This window comes from Acidimicrobiales bacterium (genome assembly GCA_035547835.1).
In the GTDB taxonomy this organism is placed as follows: Bacteria; Actinomycetota; Acidimicrobiia; order Acidimicrobiales; family Iamiaceae; genus DASZTW01.
This window is the reverse complement of the sequence record DASZTW010000011.1, coordinates 11,985-33,893: the sequence shown is the minus strand read 5'-3', so window position 1 is coordinate 33,893 and position 21,909 is coordinate 11,985. Positions and strand designations below refer to the sequence as shown.

The window sequence follows — 21,909 nt, the reverse complement described above, 5'->3', positions numbered from 1 at the left end:
CCGCGATGGCCGCCGACGCAGATGCCATCGAAGTCGTAGCCGACGGGCGGGTCGTACGGATCACCCACCCCGACAAGGTCTTCTTCAAGGCGATCGGCGCCACCAAGGCCGATCTCGTCGCGTACTACCAGGCCGTGGCCGAACCGTTGCTGCGCATCATCGCGGGCCGTCCCACGATGATGGAGCGCTATCCCGACGGCGCGGGCGCGAAGTCGTTCTTCCAAAAGCGCGTGCCGAAAGGTGCTCCCGACTGGCTCACCACCACCGAAGTGGCGACCCCGAACGGCACCACGTCGAACGCGCTGGTGGTCGAGGACCTGGCCCACTTGTTGTGGGCGGTGAACATGGGCTGCCTCGGGTTCCACCCCTGGCCGTACCTCGCCGCGTCGCCCGACATCACCGACGAGCTGCGCATCGACCTCGACCCCACGCCGGGCGTCCGCTTCGACGACGTGCGCGCGGCGGCCGGCAAGGTCCACGACCTGCTCGACGAGCTGGGCCTCGTCGGCTTCGTGAAGACCACCGGCTCGAAGGGTCTTCATGTGTACCTCCGCCTCGAACGCAAGTGGGACTCGTACCAGGTGCGCGCCGCAGCCGTCGCCCTGGCCCGCGAGCTCGAGCGCCGCCACCCTGACCTCATCACCGCCAAGTGGTGGAAGGAGGAGCGCGGCACTCGCGTCTTCGTCGACTACAACCAGAACGCGCCCCACAAGACGGTGTTCGGGGCGTGGTGCGCCCGCCCCCGGGTCGGCGGGCAGGTCTCGACCCCGTTCGCGTGGGACGAGCTGACCGACATCGACCCCGAGTCGCTCACGTTGTTCGTCGTGCCCGACCGCGTCGCCAGCGGTGGTGACCCGTGGGCGGAGATGAACGACCACCCCCAGTCGATCGACACGCTGCTCGCCTGGTATGAGCGCGACCTCGATGACGGCCTGATGGACGCGCCGTGGCCGCCGGTCTATCCCAAGCAGCCCAACGAGCCGCCCCGCGTGGCCCCCAGCCGTGCCCGCAACGACCGCGACTGACCGCCACATTCCGGCGATTCGTGCAGAAGTGGTCGAATAGCCACTTTTACAGGAAGAACCGCGGCAGCACGCTCCGTGTCGACGATCGGTGCGGGCATCAGCCGATACGCGCGGTGGCCAGCTTCACGGCCCGACGCAACAAGCCCGGCGCCTCGAGCCGTTCGCACATCTCGACGAACGCTTTCGACGGACCGGTCCAGCGGAGCTCCTCGACGTCGTCCATGACCGGCGCGTCGAGCTCGATCGTCGCGATCCGACGGAACAGCAACGCGTCGTCGAACTGCTCACGCAACGTGGCTTGCAGCCCTCCGCCGCCGCGCACCTTGACATCCCAGGGCTCGTCGAGCGGGATGTCGTCGAGGCGCCCGTAACGAGCGAGCACGGCGGCGGTCGACTTGGCGCCCCACCCGGGCAAGCCCGGGAACCCGTCGGCCGAGTCGCCGACCAGCGCGAGGAAGTCAGGGATGGACTCGGGCTCCACCCCGAACTTCTCGCGCACCCCGCCGACGTCGATCAGCTGCTCCTTGCGACGGTCGAGTTGCACGACCTTGCCGCCGACGCACTGGCCGAGATCCTTGTCGGGGGTGCAGATCACCACCTGGTCCACCCGAGGGTCGGCCGCCGCCTTCGCCGCCGCCGCGCCGAGCGCGTCGTCGGCCTCGAACTCGACCATCGGCCACACCACCACGCCGGCGGCTGCCAGCGCCTCTTCGAGCAGCGGGAACTGCGATCTGAGTGAGGGGTCGACGCCCTCGCCGGTCTTGTAGCCAGGCCACAAGTCGTTACGGAAGGACTCGATGACGTGGTCGGTGGCCACCCCGACGTGCGTGGCGCCACCCTCGAGCAGTTGCAGGACCGTACCCACCGTCCCGCGGGTGGCGCCCACCTCGAGGCCGTCCGCGGTCACGTGCGATGGCAGCGCGAAGAAGTAACGGAACAGCTCGTACGTGCCGTCGACGAGGTGGACGTCCATCAGCTGAGCCTCGCGCGACGATCGTCGCCCCGCCGGTCGAACGGCCCCGCACCTGCAACCGCCCGTTGCGGGGCGTCAGCCGGAGACGAGGGCGCGCACGTCGGCCGATCCGGCCAGCCCGTCGTAGACCACCGCGCCGTCGCGCAGCGCCACGCATCGCTGCACACGACCGACGAAGTCGGGGTCGTGCGTGGCCACGACGACCGCTGCGCCGTCGTCGTGGACTTCCTTCAGCAGTTCGAGCAGCGTCTCGCGCCCCGCGGCGTCCAGCCCGACGAACGGCTCGTCGACCAGCAACAGCGAGAACGGGCGCGTGAGCCCGAGCAGCAAGCTCGTCTTTTGGCGCAAGCCGCGGGAGAAGCGCGCCGGCAGGTCGTCCTCGCGGCCGGACAGCCCGAGCCGTTCCACGATGTCTTGCGCATAGTCGTCCCAACCGTCGCCACCGTGCAGCCGGGAGATGTACTCGACGTGCTCCCGGACACTCAGGTCGTCGTACAGCACCGGGTCGTCCGGCAGGTACGACGTGGTGGCCCGGGCCGGTTCCGAGCCGACCGGCCATCCGGCGATCTCCACCTCACCGCTGCTGGGCTCGAGCAACCCGGCCACCATCCGCAACAGCGTCGACTTACCCGAGCCGTTGTGGCCGATCAGCGCCAGCGACTCCCCCACTTCCACGGTGAGGTCGAGCGGCTCGAGGGCCGGCAAGTCGCCGTACTCCTTCGACAGACCCTTGACGTACAGCGCCGGCCAGGTCTCCTCGTCGGTGTCCGCGACATCGAAGTCAGTCGGTGCGTTCTTCGGGTTCGCCATCAGTCGTCCTCGTGGTTCCGGGCCCGGGAGCGGGCCGCGTCGGCGGCTTCGCGCCGCTGCTTTTGCTGAGCTGCGGCTTCCTCGGTGACGACCACCCACCACTCATGGATCCGCTCGTGCAACCGCAGCCAGGCCACGGCGAGCAGCACCACGACCAGCACGCCCACCACCGCGAACAACTCGGGCCGATAGAGCGGCAGACCCTTGTGGTACGCGGATCGCGCCGCCAGCATCGGGGTGGTGCCGATCACCGCGATGCCCGGCGGGATGGCTGCTCGCAGCACGTTGGCCATTCCGCTGAACTCCGGCGGACCGATGCCTTGGAACAGGCCGCCGGTGGTCGAGATCTTGGGCGCGCCGGCCACCACGCTCACGGCCGCGCCGGCCATCGCCGCGAGGCCGGCCGGCACGAACGCGATGGCGGCGACGGCGAACGCGGTCTTCGACGGCCCGGTGGCGGCGGCGACCGCCGCGGCGACCGCCGCGACCACCACCATGACGATCGACGCCACGACCGTCTCGCGCAGGTACAGCAGCCCGCGCTCCATCGGGAAGCTGTCGCGACGGCTCGGGTGGTCGGTCTCCTGCGCGATCGACTCGACACCGTCGAGCGCGGCGAGCCACATCGCGAGGCCCGCGCCGACGATCAACGGCACGGTGCCGTTCCAGGCCGCCCGCATGCAGAAGCCGGCCACCGCGGCGAGCAGCACCAGCCGCACCAGACGGGTCGCAGGCCACCGCAACACGCCTCTCCAGCCCCGCCGCCACACCGGCCAGCGCAGGCGGCGCGCCCTTGGGCGGTTGCCGAACCACGGGCGCTCGCGCGGGAGCTCCATGGCGAGTTGGCGGCGCAGCACCAGCACGGTCCGGAGGTCCTGCATGGTGACCGCGAAGCGCAGCTGGCCGACCAGCGCAGTGCGCCGCTCCGCCGCTTCTACCGACAAGCCGGCGATGCCGCGCAGGCCGAAGAACGCCAAGGCCGCGACCACCACGATCGGGATGATCGACCAGGCATCGAAATGGAGCGGCCACAGTGCGATGCGGCCGACGAAGGTGGCCGGCGAGTGGATGTGCCCGACTTTGTCGGCGGCGTCGGCCACCGACCAGCCGACGATCACGAGCGCGCCGAGGGTGCCCAGCCACTTGCTCAGGCGCCGGCCGCTGGCGACCAAGCCGGTGGCGACGCCCAGCGAGGCCGTCACCGCGCCGTACAGGGCACCGGCGACGACCATGGCGATCGGGTTGTGACCAAGGCGGCGATGGGCGAACACGCCGGCGGCGGCGCCCACGACCGCACCGAGGAACAAGGCGAACCGAAGCTGGCGCACGGAGGGCGCACGCAGTGCAGTTCCCCGGTCGAGCGGCGACATCAGCACGTGACGCACGTCTGGCGCTTCAAGGGCGATCGGCCCGCCGCGGCTACCGGAACGAAGGCCGATGCCGAAGCTCAGCGCGGCGACCAACCCGAGGAAGGCGGGGCCCCGACGGATGACCTCCACGAGGTCGTGACCACGAACCTTGTCGCCGCCGACCACGCTCGAGATGGCCACGATGGCGACGACGCCGAGGATGGCGGACAAGTACACCTTGTAGAAGGCGTCGACCCAGTGGATGTCCTCGAGGCGCTTGTGGCGACGGGCCGCGCGGAGCTCAGCGAGCGCCGCCGCGAAGTCGGGCTGCTGCGCGTCGTACGGAGATTCAGCCGCCAGCACGGCTCACGACGCTACCCGGACGGTGCGCTGCCACTGGCATCGGCGGCTGTCACCGCCGGGCAGCGGATCAGGAGCTCGTCGAGGGAACCGTGGTCGACGGAGGGGTGGTCGACGGCGACGACGGCTTCGACGGCGTGGTGCCGCCCGAGCCGCCACCCTGGCGGTTCTTCAACGCGTCGCAGAACGGGCGACCAGACCCCTTGTTGTTGCAGAAGCGGCGCAAGTCGTTGCGCAAGGTGGCGCCCGGGCCACCGCCTCGACGGAGGCCCGACTGCGGTCCGCCCATCATGGGTCCACCGCTGTCGAACGGTTGGACGAGGCGCGCGTGGTGGCCGCCTCCGCCGTCGGACGAGCCCCAGCCCCAATGCCCGATGGCGACGCCGCCGAACATCAACGCGGCCACCACGAGGGCTGCTGCGGCGATGGGCACGCGTGCTGTGCGGTTCCACCAGCGTGCCTTGACCGGCGCCGCTGCGGCGACGGCGCCAGGAGCAACGGCGCCAGGAGCGGGCGCTGCCGCAGGGGGCACCGCAGCCGCCGCACTTTCGACCGGCGGGGTAGGAGCCGTCGACGGAGGAGCAGAAGCCGCGGGCGTCCCTGGTTCGGGCGCCGCCGCTTCGGGTGCCGCCGGAGCGGCGGGGGTGGCCGGAGTGGCCGCAGCCGGCAGGTCCGAGGCCTGAGAGGACGCCGGCTCGCTGGCTTGCGGGTTGTCAGGGGTGGTGGGCTCGTCGCCGTTCATCGGCCCCATTGAACCGGCTCAACCTTGGACCAAGCTGGGTGCCGGCTGAAGATCGCGCGGTTCTTTACTCCTCGACGAGCTCGATCAGCGTGCCGAACGTGGTCTTGGGGTGGATGAAGGCCACGGTGGTGCCTCGCGAACCGGGACGCGGCGCCTCGTCGATCACGCGACCGCCGGCGTCCTTCACGGCCTGGAGGGCGGCGGCGCAATCGGCCACCCGGTAGCCGATGTGGTGCAGGCCCTCGCCCTTCTTGGCGAGGTACTTGGCCACCGGCGAGTCGTCGTTGGTGGGCGTGAGCAGCTGGATGTAGCTGTCGGCCACTTTGAGCAGGGCTTCCTCCACGCCATCGGACTCGACCACCTCGCGGTGGTCGACCACGGCGCCATAGACCTCCCGGTAGTAGTCGATGGCCTCCGGCAGGTCGTTCACCGCGATGGCCACGTGGTCGATCTCGGTGAGCAAGGGCTGCACTTCCGCGGAGTCGTCGGACTGCAGCACCTCGTCGTCGTCGCGGTCGAACGGGTCGCTGACGTTGTCCCGCTCGTAAGGGTTCCTGGCGGCAAGTGGCATGTTCAGACCGTGCCAGATTCGGCGCGCCGGAACAACGTGATCTTGTCCTCGCCGACCTGTTCACGCAGGTCGGGGTCGTCGATGCCGAGGCCTTCCGACGCGGCCAGGCACAGCACACCGACCTTTCCTTCGGTCTCGTTGCGGTGCACGGCCCGGGCGGCCTCACCCGTCTGCTCGAGCGGGTACACCCGGCTGAGCAACGGCTGGATCTTGCCCTCGCACACGAGCTGGTTGGCCGCCCACGCTTCTTTGTAGTTGGCGAAGTGGGAGCTGACGATTGACTTCAGCTTCATCCACAGATGGCGGTTGTCGTACTCGATCATGTAGCCGCTGGTGGCGGCGCACGTGACGATCTTGCCGCCGCGTGCCGCCGCGAACACCGACGCACCGAACGTGGAGCGGCCGGGGTGCTCGAACACGGTGTCGACGTCACGCCCGATCAGGCCGCGGATGTCCTTGCCGAGGCGCCGCCACTCGCTCTCGTCCTGGGTGTGCTCGTCGGCCCAGAACTTGTAGCCGGCGGCCTTGCGGTCGATGACGTGCTCGCACCCCATGGCGCGCAGCAGCTCCGCCCGGTGCGGGCTCGACACGACGCCCACGGGGATCCCTCCGCCGTTCAACACGTACTGCACGGCGTAGCCACCGATGCCGCCGGTGGCGCCCCAGATCAGCACGGCCTCACCTTGCTTGAGGTCGCCTGCGTGCTTCGACACGATCATGCGGTACGACGTGGAGTTGCACAGCGCGTTGCACGCGGCTTCTTCCCAGCTCAAGTGCCGGGGCTTCGGCATCAGCTGGTTCGCCTTGACCAGCGCGAGATCGGCCAGGCCGCCGTAGTTGGTCTCAAAACCCCAGATGCGCTGGTTGTCGGCGAGCATCGAGTCGTCGTGCGCCGACGGCGACTGGTCGTCGACGTAGTTGCAGTGCACGGTCACCTTGTCGCCCGGCTTCCAGTTGCGCACCGCGGAGCCGACCCGCACGACCACGCCGGAAGCGTCGGAGCCCACGGCGTGGAACGGCTGGGCGTGGCGAGCGCCCCACACGCTCTCCTTGCCGAGGCGGTCGAGGAACCCGAACGTCGGCAGCGGCTCGAAGATCGAGGTCCAGACGGTGTTGAAGTTGATGGCCGACGCCATCACCGCCACGTAGACCTCGTCGGGCGCCAGTTCCGGCGTAGCGATCTCCCCGACGTGGAGCGACTTGCGAGGGTCCTTGTCTTCCGACGCGACGCCTTCCCACATGGTCTGCTCGTCGCGCAGCACGTAGGCCGCCCGATAGCTACCCGGGATGGCCACGTTGGCGAGGTCGTCGCCGGTCGCACCGGCCGAGATGGCGTCGAGGATCTCCTGCATGGGCCGCGACGGTACCCGACACCTCCGAAGCCACCCGAACTGGAGGGACAAGTGGCTGCCAGGGACACCGGATCCCCACCCGGTTCGGGGAGGAGAGGGGTCAGGAGGGCGGCGGCGGGGGCGGGGGCGGCGCGGGGGCGCTCGCGTCGAACGAGACGTCGGGGCGGGCCCGGGAGGCGTCGTCGGTCTCGAAGTACTCGGCCTTGGTCAGGTGCATCCGGGCCGCCACGATCGACGACGGGAACGCCTCGATGCGCGTGTTGAAGGCCCGGACGTTGCCGTTGTAGAAGCGACGGGCGGCCGCGATGCGATCCTCGGTCTCGGACAGCTCGTCTTGGAGCTGGCCGAAGTTGGCACTCGCCTCGAGGTCGGGATAGTTCTCGGCCACCGCGAACAGGCGACCGAGCACGGCCGTCAGCACGTTCTCCTGCTGGGCCTGGGCGGCTGGCGTCGAGCCTGGCGCGGCCGCCAGGTTGCGTGCCTTGGTGACCTCCTCGAACACCTGGCGCTCGTGCGCCGCGTAGCCCTTCACGGTCTCGACCAGGTTGGGGATGAGGTCGTGGCGGCGGGCCAGCTCGACGTCGACCTGTCGCCACGACTCTTCGACCAGGTTCCGCTGGCGGGCGAACCGGTTGTGGCTGACGATGACGGCGAGGCCGATCACCACCAGCACTGCGATCACCACGTAGACCACGATCATCGGGTGCTCCCTTCGTGTGAGCCGGCGCCGTGGTCGTCCCACACGAACCCGGGGATCTGGTCGACGAACTGCCCCATCACCGCCAAGCGTCGCTCGACCAGCGTCATGTTCAGCCAGCGCCGGTCGAAGGCCAGCAGGTACGAACCTTGCGTCCGGACGTGGATGTCGGGCTGCGAGAGCAGCAGCTGCATGTTGCGAGCGGGCAGGACGTCGTAGGCGAGCTTCTTGTCGTCGGCGGTCAGCCGGAACGCCCGGTTGAAGTCCTCGCTCTCCAGATCGATGTCGTGGATGCCCACCGCGTGGCCGATCTTGGTGAAGAACCCCTCGGGCGCCACCGACACGGTCGGCAGGGCACACGGCAGTGCCAGGGCGTAGACGCCGAACCGGTACGTGGTCTCGTGCGTGCCGTTGGAGTCGTTGGTGGTCTCGTTGTACTGGTAGTCGAAGACCACGGCGTCGCGGTTGGCGTACGTGCCGCACATCACGTTCTTCGCCTTGCGGGAGTGCCCCTGCCCGAACGGCGACCCCGACCAGCGGTCGCAGTACGAGTCGTCGCGCTCGGCGTAGGTCCAGCCTTTCGACGCGGCCCACCCGGCCAGTTGCTCGCGATGCTTCTTGTTCCGCTGATAGGCCAGCCAGGCGATCACGCCGACCACTACGACGACCCCAACGATGATGAGTGCGGCCACGCCCCAAGTCCCTTCCACCGACGGACGAGGCGTGCGCCATGCCCACTTCCGCCGGTTCTCGAACGCTATTCGACCGATCGGCCGGCACGCGGCTTGGCCGGAGTTACCGGTGGGTCACTACGCTGGTGGGCCTCTTCCACTCCTCCAGGGGGAATGCGTCAATGGCTGGTTCTGTGATCCTCACCGGCGCCCGCACGCCGATCGGCAAGCTCTCCGGTGCGCTGGCATCGTTCAGTGCTGCGGAGCTGGGCGGCTTCGCCATCAAGGCCGCGCTGGAGCGGGCCGGCCTCACCGGCGACCAGGTCGACTACGTCTACATGGGCCAGGTGCTCCAGGCCGGCGCCGGGCAGATCACCGCCCGCCAGGCCGCCGTCAACGGCGGCATCCCGATGACCGTGCCCTCCACCACCGTCAACAAGGTGTGCTTGTCGGGCCTCAACACGATCTTCTTGGCCGACCAGCTGATCCAGGCCGGTCTGGCCGACATCGTCGTGGCCGGCGGCATGGAATCGATGACGCAGGCCCCGTACCTGCTGCCAGGCGCCCGGGCCGGCTACCGGTTGGGCGACGCGAGCGTCGTCGACTCGATGATGTACGACGGCTTGTTCTGTGCGTTCGACCAGGTCGCGATGGGCGCCGGCACCGAGAAGTACGCCGCGTCGGCCGGTCTGGCCCGCGAGCCCCAAGACGAGCTGGCCGCCAAGTCGCACGAGCGGGCTGCGGCCGCCATCAAGGACGGCAAGTTCGCCGACGAGATCGTCCCGGTCGAGGTTCCCCAGCGCAAGGGTGACCCGCTGGTGGTCGACACCGACGAGGGCGTGCGCCCCGAGACCACGGTCGACTCGCTCGGCAAGCTGCGCCCGGCGTTCGACAAGGCCGGCAACGTCACCGCCGGCAACGCCAGCCAGATCAGCGACGGCGGTTCGGCCGTGGTCGTGGTCTCCAGGGCGAAAGCCGACGAGCTCGGCGTCGAGCCGCTCGGCGAAGTGCTCGGCTACGGCCAGGTCGCCGGGCCCGACGCGTCGCTGCTGACCCAGCCGTCGCGGGCGATCCTCGACGCGGTGGCCCACACCGATGGCGTCGAGCTGTCGAACATCGACCTGTTCGAGCTCAACGAGGCGTTCGCTGCCGTCGGGCTGGCCTCGATGGCCGACCTGGGCATCACCGACGACGTGGTCAACGTCAACGGTGGCGCCATTGCGCTCGGCCACCCGGTCGGCATGTCCGGCAACCGCGTGGCGCTCACGATCCTGCATGAGCTGAAGCGCCGCGGCGGCGGCATCGGCGCGGCGGCGCTGTGCGGTGGCGGCGGCCAGGGCGACGCGATCTTGGTGAAGAGCCTCTGACCAACCGCTGGTCGAGCTGCCGATCGGGCCCTGGCCTCAGGGCTCGATCCGGCGGCGGCCTTCCAACGCCCGCCCCAACGTCAGCTCGTCGGCGTACTCCAGGTCGCCACCGACCGGCAGGCCGCTCGCGATCCGGCTGACGGTGATGCCGAGCGGCGTCAGCATGCGGGCGAGGTACATCGCGGTGGCCTCACCCTCGATGTTGGGGTTGGTGCACAGGATCACCTCGGTCACCGGCTCCGCGCCCAGGCGTGCGAGCAACTCCTTCACCCGCAGCTGCTCGGGCCCGATGCCGTCGATCGGGCTCATGGCCCCACCGAGCACGTGGTAGCGGCCGCGGTACTCGCCGGTGCGCTCCACCGCGACGACGTCGCGGGGCTCCTCGACCACGCACAACAGCGAGGTGTCGCGCCGCGCGTCGGTGCAGATGTCGCACTCGCCGCCTTCGGCCAAGTTGAAGCACCGCGGGCACCACGACACCCGCTCCTTGGCGGCGAGGATCACACCCGCCAGCCTGCCGGCGTCCTCCTCGGGCCGGTTCAGCAACCAGAACGCGATGCGCTGAGCCGACTTCGGGCCGATCCCGGGCAGACGGCCGAGCTCGTCGATCAGATCCTGGACCGCTGCGGCGTACGCGCCCACGAAGCCCCTACTGCTCGCCGGGACTGCCGAACAGGCCGCCGAGGCCGCCGCCGCCCAGCAGGTCGCCGAGCCCGGACATGCCGGTGCTCATCGACTGCTCCTGCAGGTCCTGGAGCTGGCGCGACGCGTCGTGCAACGCGGCGAGGACGAGGTCCTGGAGCATCTCGACGTCGGACGGGTCGACGGCGGCCGGGTCGATGGTGACGGATTGGAACTCGCCGGCGCCAGTGACCTCGATGCGCACCACGCCACCGCCCGAGACGCCGGTGAGGACAGTCTCGGCCGCGGCTTCCTGCGCCTCGGCGAACTGCTGTTGCATCTCGGCCGCGGCTCCCAGCAGCGACGACAGATCGAGTCCACCGAGGTCGCCTCCCGGCCCGCCACCAGGCGCGCTGGGCCCCTGCGGCAACACCTCGTCGGGGCGGGCGACGTCTCGGGATTCGTCAGCGGGCTGTTCGTTCATCGCGGTGCTCTCAAGTGTCGGGGGCGGACGGGAGTCGGGGGCGTCGCGCGTCAGTTGCCGTCGACGACCTCGGCACCGGGGAACACCTCGCTCACCCGGTCGACCGGGGTGCGCTGGTCGGCAGGCGCGTCGGTCAGCTCGGACAGATCGATGTCCTCGGTGCCACGGTCCTCGATGGCACGGTCTGATGCTACGGGCGCCGACGGCGTGGGCCCTCCCTCGTCGGGGCCGGTTTCGTCGGCCGGACGCGTCGCGCCCCGGTCGATGACGAGCTGAACCGGCACCGGAAAGCCGAAATGCGTGGCGAGCGCGGCTTCGACGTCGCCCAGGCGGTCGGCGCACTTGGCCCGGTGGGTCTCGTCGGGCAGTGCGAACACCGCGTGGCCGCCGTCGCTGTCGAGGAAGCGCCCCGCGGAGTACAGCGCTTTGGTGAGACCGCGCAGGCCGGGCAGCACCGTGTCGCCCCAGGCCATGGTCAGCGCGTCGCGGTCGGGCAGCCCGCCGGGGTCGGAGCCGCCACCGGGAGCGGGAGCGTCGGCCGGCGGCGCCTCGGCCGGGGGTGCATCCGTTGTCGACGCCGGCGGCTCCAGGGGTGGGGACGCCGACCGCGCCGGCGCCGAAGGTGCGGTGGCGGGTGCCGGCGGCGCGGGCGGGGGTCCCTGCGAGGCGTCGGGTGCGGGCTTGGTGAGCGCGGCGCGCGCCGCGTCGCCCGGGCGGCCGCGGGCGGGGCGCGCCGGGGCGGGCGGTGGACCTGACGCCGGTGGGGCATCGGGGGTGGTCGCGCCCGACCCGGCCGGAGGTGGCGGCGCAGCAGCTGGCTCGGGCGAACCGGCGAGGCGCGCTTCGAGGTGCTCGATGCGGGCGAGCAGGGCGTCGAGCGACACGTCGGTCTCGACACGGGTGATGCGCACCAGCGCGACTTCGAGGGGGATGCGCACGTCGGGGGCCTGGCGCATCTCGAGCAGCGCCTCGCCCACCGCTTCGAGCGATCGAGTGACGCCGCGGTCGGAGAGCTCCTCGGCCCAGGCCGCGACTTGCGTCCGCTCGCTGTCGGGGAGGTGGTCGAGCGCGACGCCCATCCGTTGCAGGAACACGTCACGCAGCCGGGCCAGCAGCGCTTCGCCGAGCACCCGGGGGTCGCGCCCGGCCTGCACGGCCTGCTCGACGGCTCGCAGCGCAGCGCCCGTGTCGGTGTGCACGATGGCGTCGACGAGGTCGTCGGCGCGACCGGCCGAGTCGACCACGCCGCCCGCCGCGACCACCTGGTCGAGCGCGGAGAGCGTGTCGCGGGCCGAGCCGCCACCAGCGCGCAGCACGTGCGCCACGGCGTCGTCGTCGACGTCGAGCCCTGCGTCGCCCGCCACCCACCGCACGTGCTCGGCGAGCTCGTCGGCCGGGAGCAGGTGGAACTCGAGGTGCTGGGTGCGGCTGCGGATCGTGCGCAGCACCTTCTCGGGATCAGTGGTGGCCAGCACGAACACCACATGTGGCGGCGGCTCCTCGAGCGTCTTCAACAATGCGTTCGACGCCGCCGTCGACAGCATGTGGACCTCGTCGAGGATGTACACCTTCGTGCGGCCGGGCGACCCGAGCGCGGCGCGGGCGATGAGGTCGCGCATGGCGTCGACGCCGTTGTTCGACGCGGCGTCGAGCTCCTGGAGGTCATACGACGTGCCGGCCTCGATGGCCCGGCACGACTCACACTCGCCGCACGGTTCGCCGTCGGTCAGGTTCTCGCAGTTGAGCGCCTTGGCCATGATGCGGGCCGTGGAGGTCTTGCCGGTACCGCGTGGCCCGCTGAACAGGTACGCGTGCGAGACCCGCTCGTCGCGCACGGCGTTGCGCAGGGCCGCCACGACGTACGGCTGGCCCCGCACCTCGCTGAAGCGCTGCGGCCGGTAGCGCCGGTAGAGCGACTGGTAGGCCATCGGGCCGAGCCTACCGATGGCCCGCGCCCCCCGTGACGGGTCAGCGGGCGGTCCAGCCCCCGTCGACCAGCAGGGTCTGGCCGGTCACGTACGTCGACGCGTCGCCGGCCAGGTACAGCAGCGCGCCGTCGAGCTCGTGCGGCTCGCCCATGCGGCCCATCGGGCAGTTCCGGCGGATGAACGTCTGCGACGCATCGTCTTCCATGTCGACCGTGAGCTCGCTGCGGAACCAGCCGGGGCCGATCCCGTTGACCCGAACCCCCTTGCGGGCCCACTCGGCGCCGAGTTGGCGGGTGAGGTTGGTGACCGCGCCCTTCGTGGCGATGTAGCTGGCCTGCTTCACCGGCATCGATGCCACTTGGCCGAGCATCGACGAGATGTTGATGATCGACCCGCTGGCGCGCTCGAACATGTGGCGAGCCACGAGCTGGGTGAGGCCGAACAGCCCGGTGAGGTTGACGTCGAGCACGCGATGCCACTCCTCGAGCGGCTCGTCCTCCGCAGCGCCGACCCACGAGATGCCCGCGTTGTTCACGAGGATGTCGATGCGCCCGAACCGGTCGAGGGTGGTGGACACGAGGGCTTCGCGGTCGTCGGCGTCGGCGACGTCGCAGCGGACGGGGACCGCGCCGATCTCTGCGGCCAGCGTGTCGAGGCGATCGACGCGCCGCGCCGCCACGACGACCTCGGCACCCGCCGCCCGCAGCACCCGGGCGAAGCGGTCACCCAGGCCGCTCGACGCCCCGGTCACGATGGCGACGCGCCCGTCGAGCCGGAACAGGCGCGCCACCTGCCCGGCGTCTGCAGGGACGGGCTTGGTGGCGGGGCCGGCCGCGGTCGTGTCGGTCATGGCTCGGAATCTAGGCGGGGTCGTCGCCGAGCCCGACCCGGGCCGTCTCCCGCGCCGCGACGCGCGCCGCGAGCTCCTCGTGTTCGACGGGCCACAAGCAGCTGGCGGCGAGCACCTTGTCCTCCGCGGCGTGGTCGCCGTTCCAGGCGCGGAACACGTCCGGCACCGTGACCCCATGGGTGGGGCGGGCCGTCACGCGGATCGGGTCGCCGGTGCGGATCGTCCCCGGCTCGACGACCGCCAGGTATGCCCCGCTCCGACCTCGCTGCGTGAAGCGCTTGATCCAGCCGCGCTCGCCCATACGGACCTGGAACGTCTGGCACGGGATGCGGGGCCCGCACACCTCGAGCACGACCTCGGCGCCCACCTCCCACCGCTCGCCGATGATCGACGCGTCGACGTCGAGTCCGGTCGTGGTGAGGTTCTCGCCGAACATGCCGTCGGGCAGCTCGCGGGCGAGCTCGGCGGCCCACCAATCGAGCTCCTCGCGGGCGAAGGCGTACACGGCCTGGGTGTCGCCGCCGTGGTGGCGGCGATCGGCAACCACGTCGCCGACGATCCCGCTGCCCTCGCCGCCGTGCTTCGGCCCAGGTGCCCGCACGTCGACCGAGGCGACGGGCGCCTTGCAGATGCCGGTGACGCCCGGCCCCGGCGCCGACGTGGGCGTGGCCGAACCCACATTGACCGACCGCACCGATGACATCGGCCGGAGGATACGTGGAACCGGGCCCGGCACCGTCACCATTTGCGTCGGCGTCACAACCGTCGCCCGCTCCACCGACGCCACGACGCAGGCCTGACAGGGACGAAACGACGAAGGCCCGCCCCCGGAGGCGACGGCCAGGCGATCTGCGGCACACCGCAGTCTCCGCTGAGAGCTGCTGCCTCCCGGCCCTGACTCGGTTCACGGGCTGCCGTTGCACAGGACCCGGCCGCCACCTCCGGAGGCGGGTCGCAGACACGATAGCCTCTACCGCTCCGGCCACCACCGGCGTCGTCCCGGCGCCGCGGCCGGCGCCCTGGGAGGGGTGCGAGAGCGGCCGAATCGGCACGCTTGGAAAGCGTGTGTGGGGAGACTCACCGTGGGTTCGAATCCCACCCCCTCCGCCACGCGCCCGCGTTCTCCCGCGCGACCAGATCTGTGCGATTGCCGGGGGCGCGGCGACGAGGAACCAGTGGCGGGATCGGTCGGTCAGGCGGTGATCGCGGGGTAGACGATCGTGCGGAGCTGGCCGCGGAAGTTGAACGTGCCCGACGGGAGCAGTTGGGTCATGAACACGACCGCGAGGTCCTCGACTGGGTCGACCCAGAACGCGGTCGACGCGGCGCCGCCCCACATGAACTCGCCGGCCGAGCCGATCACTTGGGTGGCGGCGGGGCCTTGGCCGACGGCCATGGTGAGCCCGAAGCCCATGCCCTCGAACCCGACCTCGCCGTACGCGCCGGGGAGCGCGAAGTCGGTCATCTGGCCGCCGCCCGGCAGGTGGTTGGTGGCCATCAGCTCCACGGTGCGGGGGCCGAGGATCCTGGCGCCGTCGAGCGTGCCGCCAGCCGCGAGCATGGCCACGAACCGCACGTAGTCGGGCCCGCTACCCACCAGCCCGCCGCCTCCCATCAACAGCGTCGGCCTGCGCCGGTAGGCCGACCGCTCGGGGTCGTCGACCAGCACGAGCTCTTTTCGGCTGTTGCGGCCGTAGCAGGCAGCGAACCGATCGAGCTGGTCGTCGGACACGGAGAACCCGGTGTCGACCATGCCGAGCGGGTCGAAGATCTCCCGCTGCAAGTAGTCGTCAAACGGCTCGTCGGCCAGGATCTCGACGAGGCGGGCGCACACGTCCATCCCGAACGAGTACAGCCACTGGGTACCGGGCTGGTAGCGCAACGGCGAGGTGACGATGTCGGAGGCGAGCTCCTCGAGGTCGTGGTAGCGGCTCACGTTGGCAAGGTCGAGGTCGCCGTTGCCCTTGGCGTAGCCGATGCCCGACATGTGCATCATCACGTCGCGGATCGACGGCGGCCGGTCGGCGGGGACGATCCGTTCGCGGCCGTCGGCGTCGACCTCTCGGACGGTCACGTCGCGCCACGACGGGATGAAGCGGTGGACGGGGTCCGAGAGCTGGAACAAGCCGCGCTCGTACAGCTGCATCAGGGCGACGCCGGTGATCGGCTTGGTCATCGAGTACAGACGCCAGATCGTGTCGTCGGCCACGGGGCGCCCCCGCTCGCGGTCGGCCAAGCCCAGCGACGAGGCGTACGCGACCTGGCCGTGGCGGATCACCCAGGTCTGGCAACCGGCGATCTTGCCCGGGTCGAGGTACCGGGTGGTCAGGTGCTCGTCGATCCGGCGCAGCTGCGCACCGTCGAGGCCGACCTCTTCCGGATCGACGCGCGGCGTCACGTTCCCCATCTCGTCCCCCGATCCCAGATCACGTACGTGCAGTGCGGCCGTTGCAGCACGGCCAGCGCGCCGACCGTAGCGGTCTCGTCGAGCGACGGCACGGCCGCGGCCGGCACCACGTCGACCACCAGGCGGTCCCAGCGCGGCCCGACCCAGCCGTCCGCCGCGACCGCACCCGGCGGGACCGCGCCCGCGCCCCGCAACGGGATGAACCCGCACGGCTCGATGCTCCGGCTCCGCAACCCCACACCGTGGCGGTGCAGTTCGACCGACGCCTGCTGGCCGCGGTGCAGCCACAGCGGCGACACCAGCACGCCGTCGGGTGCCAGCTCGTCGAGCCACGCGGGAGCGAGGTCCCAGACCGACGCCGTGACGAGGATGCGGTCGAACGCACCGTGCGGCCCGGCCGGTTCCCACCCGTCGACCGCCCGCACGTCGACCGCGTCGAAGCCCGCCGCCGCAAGGTTGCGGGCCGCTTCTGCCGTCACCTCGGGGTCGATGTCGACGGTGACGACCCCGCCGGTGGCACCCACCAACGTGGCCAGCAGCGCAGCGTTGTAGCCGGTGCCGGCGCCGATCTCGAGCACGGCATCGCCGGGACGCGGCGCGAGCTGCTCCAGCATCCGGGCCATGATCGCCGGCTCGCTGGCGGAGCTGGTGAGCCCCTCGGCGTCCCAGTGCGTCGCGACGACGCGGCCCCGGTACACCTCGTGCTCGTCGACACCCGGCAGGAACCAGTGCCGGGGCACCGCCCGGAACGCGGCCTCCACCTCGGCCCGCCGGATCACTCCCCGGCGGACCAGCTCGTCGACCATGAGGTCGTTGCGGCTCGACCCCGCGTCGTCCGCCATCCTCCGAGTGTCGCAGGCGCGGACCGACGTCTGTCGCCGGCGCTCGCGCTACTCCGCGACGGACGTGCCGCGGTGCGACTCGAAGAAGTCGCGCAACATCCGCGCACTCTCGTCCGACCGCGGCCCGGCCACCACCTCACTCTGATGGTTGAGCCGGTTGTCGGCAGCCACGTTGTACAGCGACCCCATCGCGCCCGCTTTGAAGTCGGCGGCCGCGTACACGACCTTGCCGAGCCGTGCCGCCCACGCCGCTCCCGCGCACATCGGGCAAGGCTCGAGCGTGACCACCAGCGTGCAATCCTCGAGCCGCCAACGACCGAGGTCGTCGGCCGCGTCGCGGATAGCCAGCATCTCCGCGTGGGCGGTGGGGTCGCCGCGCAGTTCGCGCTCGTTGTGGCGGCGGGCGATGATCCGCTCGCCGCGCAGCACCACCGCCCCCACCGGCACGTCGTCGTGGCGGGCAGCGAGCGCCGCTTCGTCGAGCGCGACGTCGAGCGCTGCTGCGACCGACTGCTCCGACGACACGAGGCGTTCCACCGCGCCGCATGCTACGGCCAGCGGCGCCCAACCCGTTCTGGGCCCTGGTTGCCAGCCAGTAGTGTCGCGGCCGGAGGGTTGCCAGAGCGGACGAATGGGACGGCCTCGAAAGTCGTTGTGGTCTTCGGGCCACCGTGGGTTCGAATCCCACACCCTCCGCCAAGTGTTCGTCTTTCGAACTCCGACCAAAGAGAGCCCCCGCCCAACGGCGGGGGCTCTGTCGTTGGTATGCCGGGCCGTTGCCTGAAGCACGCTGGCGGCTCGTGCCTGCCGTGGCGGTGTCGACCTCGCCGTGCTGGTCATGGGGCTGGGCGTGGAGACCGCTGGGGGCCTCGTGTGCAGCCATCAGGCTGGCGAAGGGCTGAGCGTACTCCCAGTCGACTACGCCGTCCTCGGTCACCATGATTCGCTTGAAGAAGGCCTGGTTCATCAGGCGGCGGGCTTTGGGCGAAGCGGCCAGGTAGGCGCCATGGCAGTCACGGGCCATGCTGACGGCAGCATCAGCGGTGGTCTGGAGTGTTTCGCCTTGGAGGGTGGTAGCGGCGATCAGGGCGGCAGCCGCATTGCTTTCTTCGGCGATGCGCTGTTGTTCTCGCTGCAGCAGGTCGAGTGGCACGGCACCGGCGTAGTAGGCGTGCAGCAACTTGGTGCGTTCGTCATCGAGCTGGCGGAGGCGGGTCTGCTGGCGTTCGGTCTCGGCGGCTGTCGTATCCTGCTGGCCACGGAGCTCTCGCAAGACGGCCGCAGCCGTATAGTCGAGTCCCTCGGCTGTCAGCTGGATGACTCGGTAGTGCTCCTCAATGCAGCGCTCGACCCACTCGAGCGGCCGGTACGTGAGCATGCAGGTGGTGCGCTTCTGGTGCCGGCCCACGCAGAAGTAGTACGGGTAACGCTGGCCGGTCTTGCTCCGGGAGTACGTGATACACAGCCGTGAGCCACAGCGTCCGCAGTAGATGCTTCCCTTGAGATAGTGGTGATGTGAGCGCTGCTTCTCGCCTTTGCGCCGGCTGGCGACCATGTCCTGAACACGCTGCCAGGTCTCGTCATCGACCAGCGGCTCGTGCTTGCCTTGGTACTGCGCACCGTTGAAGACCACGATGCCCTTGTAGTAGGGCGAGCGCAGCAACCGGTTCATTTGGCTGAGCGAGAGCTTCTTCTGAGGCGTGTTCGGTCCGCCTCGGCTGCGCAGGCCTCGGTCGGTGGCTTCGGCCAGTAGATCGCCCATCGTCCATTCGCCGGTGGCATAGGCCTCAAAGCACCACTGGATCAGCGGGGCACGCTCCGGGTCGGGCTCGACCCAGCGGCGGCCACCCTCGCCAATGTTCTTGTAGCCAATGCGGGCGGCGCCTGGGGTGCCGCCCTCTTGGATCTTGATCAGCGTCTTGCGCTTGATCTCATCGCCCATGTTGCGGGAGTGGTACTGGTTGAGGCCGGCCAGCACGGTGTGCATCATCTGGCCGGCGTTGCTGCGGTCGATCGGCTCGGAGCACGACACCAGCTCAGCGCCGGCGTTCTCGAGCAGGTAGTCGTTGACCAGATCCTCACGGGCGTTGCGGGCCCAGCGATCGAGCTTGAAGACGATGACGTAGTCGACATCTCGCTCACGGGTGATGCGGTCCAGCATGGCCATCATCTGCGGGCGCTTGTCGGTGCGGGTGCCGGTGTCCTTGTCGAGGTACTCCTCGATGATGACGGCGCCCAGTTGCTCGGCCCGGCGTTCGCAGGTGGCTCGCTGGGTCGGCAGCGAATAACCCTCGGCGTGGCCGTCACGGACGGCTTGCTGTTTGGTACTGACCCGCAGGTAGGCGACCGCACGCTTGATGCTGGCCTCCTGCGGCGTGGCCGATCCAGCGGCATGACTGCTGGATGGCCGCTCCTGTGGACGGCGCTCCTTCATGACGTAGTTCCTCGTTTACCTATCTATTGACGCGCCGAAGGCGTCATAATGCAAATGTTTAGGCCGCCAGTTCAGGCGGCAAGACGGGCAAGGCCCGGAGATAAGTCGCATCGAGGCCAGCGCAGCGAGCGTAGGGATCAAGCAGGCCCAGCTGCAGCAGGCGGACCTGCATGGCTTGCGGGGAAACCTCAAAGCGGCGAGCCAGTTCGACTGGATCTTGTATGCCAGCCGTCCAAGCCGCCTTGATCCACGGTCGTGGCATCAGCAAGCAGGCCGCAAAGTAGTCGCAGAGGCGTTCATTGGCTTGGCGGCGTTCTGGCGTGTTCAGTGAGGCGAACGCCCGGTGATACGGGTGGTCGAGCACGTGCTTGTACTCATGGGCCAGGCTGAAGCGCCGCCGTGTCAACGGTTCCATGCCGTTGAGCAGGATCACCCAGTGCGGCTTGATCCACTTGGTGGCACCGGAGGAGACCAAGCCCCGCCGGACACCAACGCGGATGAAAGGCTGCTCGGTGATGATCTCGCTCGGCACCGGTCCTACGGTCACGCCAGAGCGGCGCAACAGACGGGCGGCCTGGCGCTCGGCGATCGAGTAGGCCTCGGTGGTGCTCAGTGGCCGGAGCGGCCGCAGGCTGCGCAGGTCAGCTAGCAGCTTCATGCCTGCCTCCGGCGCCCACGGGCGTGCTGCTTGGTGACCGCCTCGAAGTGGGCTTCCAGTTCGGCGATGGCCTCGTCTGGCAAGTCGAACTTGGCCCGTAGGTACGGCCGGTAGTTGGGCAGCTTGGTGGTGGCCTGGGCCTCCAGCTCGTCAGCGTTCAGGCCGTACAGCTTGGCGATCTTGCGGGCGTGCTTGCCGACCGGGTTCTGGCCGGTCTCGATGCGGCTGTAGTAGCCGGAGTCGATGCCAAGGCGCTCGGCAGCCGCCCGCAGCGTCATGCCGGTGGCCTCGCGGGCCTCGCGGATCTGACGGCCAAGTTGTTTACGGCTGATGTGCATGCGCTGCTCCTTCAGCACCGTATTGTCCGCTTGTTGATACCCAATGTCAACGGGTGTTGTACGTTTCACGCCGACCTCCCCGGGATGCTGTTGCCCGGCCGGCGCAGCATCTGCTCGTGAAAGCTGAGGGCGGTGGGGCTGAGCCGTCCGGCCAGCTTCAGCGGCAGGGCGCCGAGCGCCGTCCTGACTTGCAGATCGCTGCCAGCCCAGCGGGCGGCCTCGAACCGGATGAGGCGGTCAACGGTGCGGCTCAGCAGCGAGTGGCGGCCCAAACCCTGGCCGAGGCCAAGCGAGGCGGCCAGGTCGGCGGTGTCGACTTGGACGCCGTCCGGGTTGAACTCGGCCCAGCTGCCAAGCCGCCGGTACAGCCAGGTACTGCTCGGTCCCAGCGTGGGCAACCAGCAGACCTCTACGTACATCGAGCGCGGGCCGTAGCCGTGGGCTTCGACCACCTCGTCACGCCACGGCGTAACCGTGAGCTGCTCGGGCAGCTGTTCCGGCCAGCGGCCGGGTTGTTCTTCTGATCTTCGTTCGTGTGCTCCTTCCATGAAGCGATCTCCTGTTTACGGTTGATCTGTTGCAGTGCCAGCCGCGTCAGGGCGGCGGCTCCGTAAACAGCTGTCGGGCCTGGTCGTAACAGCCGACCCGGAAGAGGCGGCGGGCTTCGGCTGGATGCTGATCGATCACCCGCTGCAAGACCGCACGGCGGCGCTGGTCTGGCACCAGCCAGAGCGTTTCCGGGAAGACGCCGCTCGAGTCGAGGGCTTGGCCGCTCTGCCAGCAGGCGATGTAGACGCCGAGTTTGCGGGCGATGGTGGCGGGCGACTCGCTGGCGCAGTCGACCTCGAGGAAGCTGCTGACGAGCGCATCAGGCAGCTCGTAGCGGGCGAAGCCATCGGGCTTGAGGGTGACCGCTTGGCCGCCGACTGCCTGGAAGCGCCGCCACGCCAACGGCTCCGGCTGATAGTCGAGCAGACGAAGCCGCTGCTCGGCTTCGGCCAGGCGCAGCACTACGTAGAGGTGACTGGCGGCCAGGGCGTGCCGCAGCCAAGCGGGCCGGGGCGTCCACGGCCGCTGGATGGCACCGCCGTGCTCGTTCGCCAGCAGCCGCTGGCCGGCACTGCCGAGGCGGTAGACGAAGCCGGCCGAGCCAGCCCGCTGGCCGCCGACCGTCCGCTCCAGGCGGGCCAGCACGCCGAGCTCGTGCAGCTGCTGCAAGCGGCGCCGAAACGATCGCACCTGCAGCGGGGCGCGCAGCTGCTGGAGTGCCTGCAGGTCTCGGGCTGAGGCCAGCCGCATCTGGCGAACGTCCGCCACGATTGCCCAGTCGACCTCGGTCAGCCTGGTGCGCAGGTCGGCCAGGTAATGGGCGGTTACGTAGGGGCGGCCGTTCACGACTCGACTCCATGGCTTCCGTCATGTGTCGCTAC

24 protein-coding genes, 2 tRNA genes and 1 other RNA gene are annotated in these 21,909 nt (G+C 70.1%); 6 read left to right on the top strand and 21 right to left on the bottom strand.

The window, feature by feature from the left end:
• Window positions 1-5 precede the first annotated feature (5 nt).
• Window positions 6-1,025 carry a non-homologous end-joining DNA ligase gene (ligD, locus tag VHA73_10250; protein ID HVX18398.1) on the top strand — a complete coding sequence of 340 codons (1,020 nt, stop codon included), beginning with the start codon at window positions 6-8 and terminating at the stop codon, window positions 1,023-1,025.
• Window positions 1,026-1,122: 97 nt separating this feature from the next.
• On the opposite strand, the gene VHA73_10245 is transcribed toward ligD, so the two are convergent.
• The 8 genes from VHA73_10245 to VHA73_10210 form a co-directional block, all read right to left on the bottom strand.
• On the bottom strand, window positions 1,123-1,998 hold the full coding sequence (locus tag VHA73_10245; protein ID HVX18397.1) for a 5'-3' exonuclease H3TH domain-containing protein: 876 nt from the start codon (window positions 1,996-1,998) through the stop codon (window positions 1,123-1,125).
• A 75-nt stretch (window positions 1,999-2,073) separates the two neighbouring features.
• Complete coding sequence (locus VHA73_10240) at window positions 2,074-2,808, bottom strand: ABC transporter ATP-binding protein (GenBank protein HVX18396.1); 735 nt, start codon at window positions 2,806-2,808, stop codon at window positions 2,074-2,076.
• Window positions 2,808-4,520, bottom strand: coding sequence for a hypothetical protein (locus VHA73_10235; GenBank protein ID HVX18395.1), 1,713 nt, complete (start codon window positions 4,518-4,520; stop codon window positions 2,808-2,810). Before VHA73_10235 ends, VHA73_10240 begins: the two co-directional genes overlap by 1 nt.
• Before the next feature lie 67 nt (window positions 4,521-4,587).
• The gene (locus VHA73_10230) at window positions 4,588-5,049 is read right to left on the bottom strand and encodes a hypothetical protein (GenBank protein ID HVX18394.1); all 462 of its coding nucleotides are present in this window, start codon (window positions 5,047-5,049) and stop codon (window positions 4,588-4,590) included.
• 274 nt (window positions 5,050-5,323) lie between these two features.
• Window positions 5,324-5,830 carry a methylmalonyl-CoA epimerase gene (gene mce / locus VHA73_10225; GenBank protein HVX18393.1) on the bottom strand — a complete coding sequence of 169 codons (507 nt, stop codon included), beginning with the start codon at window positions 5,828-5,830 and terminating at the stop codon, window positions 5,324-5,326.
• Between the two features lie 2 nt (window positions 5,831-5,832).
• Window positions 5,833-7,182 carry a crotonyl-CoA carboxylase/reductase gene (gene ccrA / locus VHA73_10220; protein ID HVX18392.1) on the bottom strand — a complete coding sequence of 450 codons (1,350 nt, stop codon included), beginning with the start codon at window positions 7,180-7,182 and terminating at the stop codon, window positions 5,833-5,835.
• Between the two features lie 100 nt (window positions 7,183-7,282).
• A complete protein-coding gene (locus VHA73_10215) occupies window positions 7,283-7,882 on the bottom strand; it encodes a LemA family protein (GenBank protein ID HVX18391.1) in 600 nt (199 codons plus the stop codon).
• The gene (locus VHA73_10210) at window positions 7,879-8,571 is read right to left on the bottom strand and encodes a hypothetical protein (protein HVX18390.1); all 693 of its coding nucleotides are present in this window, start codon (window positions 8,569-8,571) and stop codon (window positions 7,879-7,881) included. Before VHA73_10210 ends, VHA73_10215 begins: the two co-directional genes overlap by 4 nt.
• 161 nt (window positions 8,572-8,732) lie before the next feature.
• Between VHA73_10210 and VHA73_10205 the strand changes: the two genes are divergently transcribed.
• A complete protein-coding gene (locus tag VHA73_10205; GenBank protein HVX18389.1) occupies window positions 8,733-9,917 on the top strand; it encodes an acetyl-CoA C-acetyltransferase in 1,185 nt (394 codons plus the stop codon).
• Window positions 9,918-9,953: 36 nt separating this feature from the next.
• On the opposite strand, the gene recR is transcribed toward VHA73_10205, so the two are convergent.
• The 6 genes from recR to ffs form a co-directional block, all read right to left on the bottom strand.
• Window positions 9,954-10,559 (bottom strand): recombination mediator RecR, encoded by a 606-nt coding sequence (recR, locus tag VHA73_10200; GenBank protein ID HVX18388.1) that lies wholly within the window; start codon window positions 10,557-10,559, stop codon window positions 9,954-9,956.
• 7 nt (window positions 10,560-10,566) lie between these two features.
• Window positions 10,567-11,022: a YbaB/EbfC family nucleoid-associated protein gene (locus VHA73_10195; protein HVX18387.1), complete on the bottom strand. Its 456-nt coding sequence runs from the start codon at window positions 11,020-11,022 to the stop codon at window positions 10,567-10,569.
• Window positions 11,023-11,072: 50 nt separating this feature from the next.
• A complete protein-coding gene (dnaX, locus tag VHA73_10190; GenBank protein ID HVX18386.1) occupies window positions 11,073-12,950 on the bottom strand; it encodes a DNA polymerase III subunit gamma/tau in 1,878 nt (625 codons plus the stop codon).
• 40 nt (window positions 12,951-12,990) lie between these two features.
• Window positions 12,991-13,800, bottom strand: coding sequence for a glucose 1-dehydrogenase (locus VHA73_10185; protein ID HVX18385.1), 810 nt, complete (start codon window positions 13,798-13,800; stop codon window positions 12,991-12,993).
• A gap of 10 nt (window positions 13,801-13,810) precedes the next feature.
• Complete coding sequence (locus VHA73_10180; GenBank protein ID HVX18384.1) at window positions 13,811-14,503, bottom strand: MOSC domain-containing protein; 693 nt, start codon at window positions 14,501-14,503, stop codon at window positions 13,811-13,813.
• 132 nt (window positions 14,504-14,635) lie between these two features.
• Window positions 14,636-14,734, bottom strand: an RNA gene (ffs, locus tag VHA73_10175) — signal recognition particle sRNA small type.
• 88 nt (window positions 14,735-14,822) lie between these two features.
• On the opposite strand from ffs, the gene VHA73_10170 reads away from it, so the two are divergent.
• Window positions 14,823-14,910: transfer RNA gene (locus tag VHA73_10170), tRNA-Ser, on the top strand.
• A gap of 82 nt (window positions 14,911-14,992) precedes the next feature.
• Here VHA73_10170 and VHA73_10165 read toward each other — a convergent pair.
• The 3 genes from VHA73_10165 to VHA73_10155 are packed head-to-tail and all read right to left on the bottom strand — an operon-like array spanning window position 14,993 to window position 17,586.
• The gene (locus tag VHA73_10165) at window positions 14,993-16,198 is read right to left on the bottom strand and encodes a serine hydrolase domain-containing protein (protein ID HVX18383.1); all 1,206 of its coding nucleotides are present in this window, start codon (window positions 16,196-16,198) and stop codon (window positions 14,993-14,995) included.
• Window positions 16,195-17,049: a methyltransferase domain-containing protein gene (locus tag VHA73_10160; protein ID HVX18382.1), complete on the bottom strand. Its 855-nt coding sequence runs from the start codon at window positions 17,047-17,049 to the stop codon at window positions 16,195-16,197. The genes VHA73_10165 and VHA73_10160 overlap by 4 nt, the downstream gene beginning before the upstream one ends.
• Window positions 17,050-17,097: 48 nt before the next feature.
• Window positions 17,098-17,586: a nucleoside deaminase gene (locus VHA73_10155; protein ID HVX18381.1), complete on the bottom strand. Its 489-nt coding sequence runs from the start codon at window positions 17,584-17,586 to the stop codon at window positions 17,098-17,100.
• Window positions 17,587-17,658: 72 nt separating this feature from the next.
• Here VHA73_10155 and VHA73_10150 point away from each other — a divergent pair.
• The 3 genes from VHA73_10150 to VHA73_10140 all read left to right on the top strand — a co-directional run bounded on the left by VHA73_10150 (window position 17,659) and on the right by VHA73_10140 (window position 19,513).
• Window positions 17,659-17,748 (top strand) — tRNA-Ser (locus VHA73_10150).
• Window positions 17,749-18,055: 307 nt separating this feature from the next.
• Window positions 18,056-18,520, top strand: a complete 465-nt coding sequence (locus VHA73_10145; GenBank protein HVX18380.1) for a hypothetical protein — start codon at window positions 18,056-18,058, stop codon at window positions 18,518-18,520.
• A gap of 429 nt (window positions 18,521-18,949) precedes the next feature.
• Complete coding sequence (locus tag VHA73_10140) at window positions 18,950-19,513, top strand: hypothetical protein (GenBank protein HVX18379.1); 564 nt, start codon at window positions 18,950-18,952, stop codon at window positions 19,511-19,513.
• Window positions 19,514-19,541: 28 nt separating this feature from the next.
• On the opposite strand, the gene VHA73_10135 is transcribed toward VHA73_10140, so the two are convergent.
• The 4 genes from VHA73_10135 to VHA73_10120 all read right to left on the bottom strand — a co-directional run bounded on the left by VHA73_10135 (window position 19,542) and on the right by VHA73_10120 (window position 21,874).
• Window positions 19,542-20,141, bottom strand: a complete 600-nt coding sequence (locus VHA73_10135; GenBank protein ID HVX18378.1) for an ImmA/IrrE family metallo-endopeptidase — start codon at window positions 20,139-20,141, stop codon at window positions 19,542-19,544.
• Window positions 20,138-20,479, bottom strand: coding sequence for a helix-turn-helix transcriptional regulator (locus VHA73_10130; protein ID HVX18377.1), 342 nt, complete (start codon window positions 20,477-20,479; stop codon window positions 20,138-20,140). Before VHA73_10130 ends, VHA73_10135 begins: the two co-directional genes overlap by 4 nt.
• A 65-nt stretch (window positions 20,480-20,544) precedes the next feature.
• Window positions 20,545-21,027, bottom strand: coding sequence for a hypothetical protein (locus tag VHA73_10125; GenBank protein HVX18376.1), 483 nt, complete (start codon window positions 21,025-21,027; stop codon window positions 20,545-20,547).
• A 46-nt stretch (window positions 21,028-21,073) separates the two neighbouring features.
• Window positions 21,074-21,874: a replication-relaxation family protein gene (locus VHA73_10120; GenBank protein ID HVX18375.1), complete on the bottom strand. Its 801-nt coding sequence runs from the start codon at window positions 21,872-21,874 to the stop codon at window positions 21,074-21,076.
• Between the last annotated feature and the right edge of the window lie 35 nt (window positions 21,875-21,909).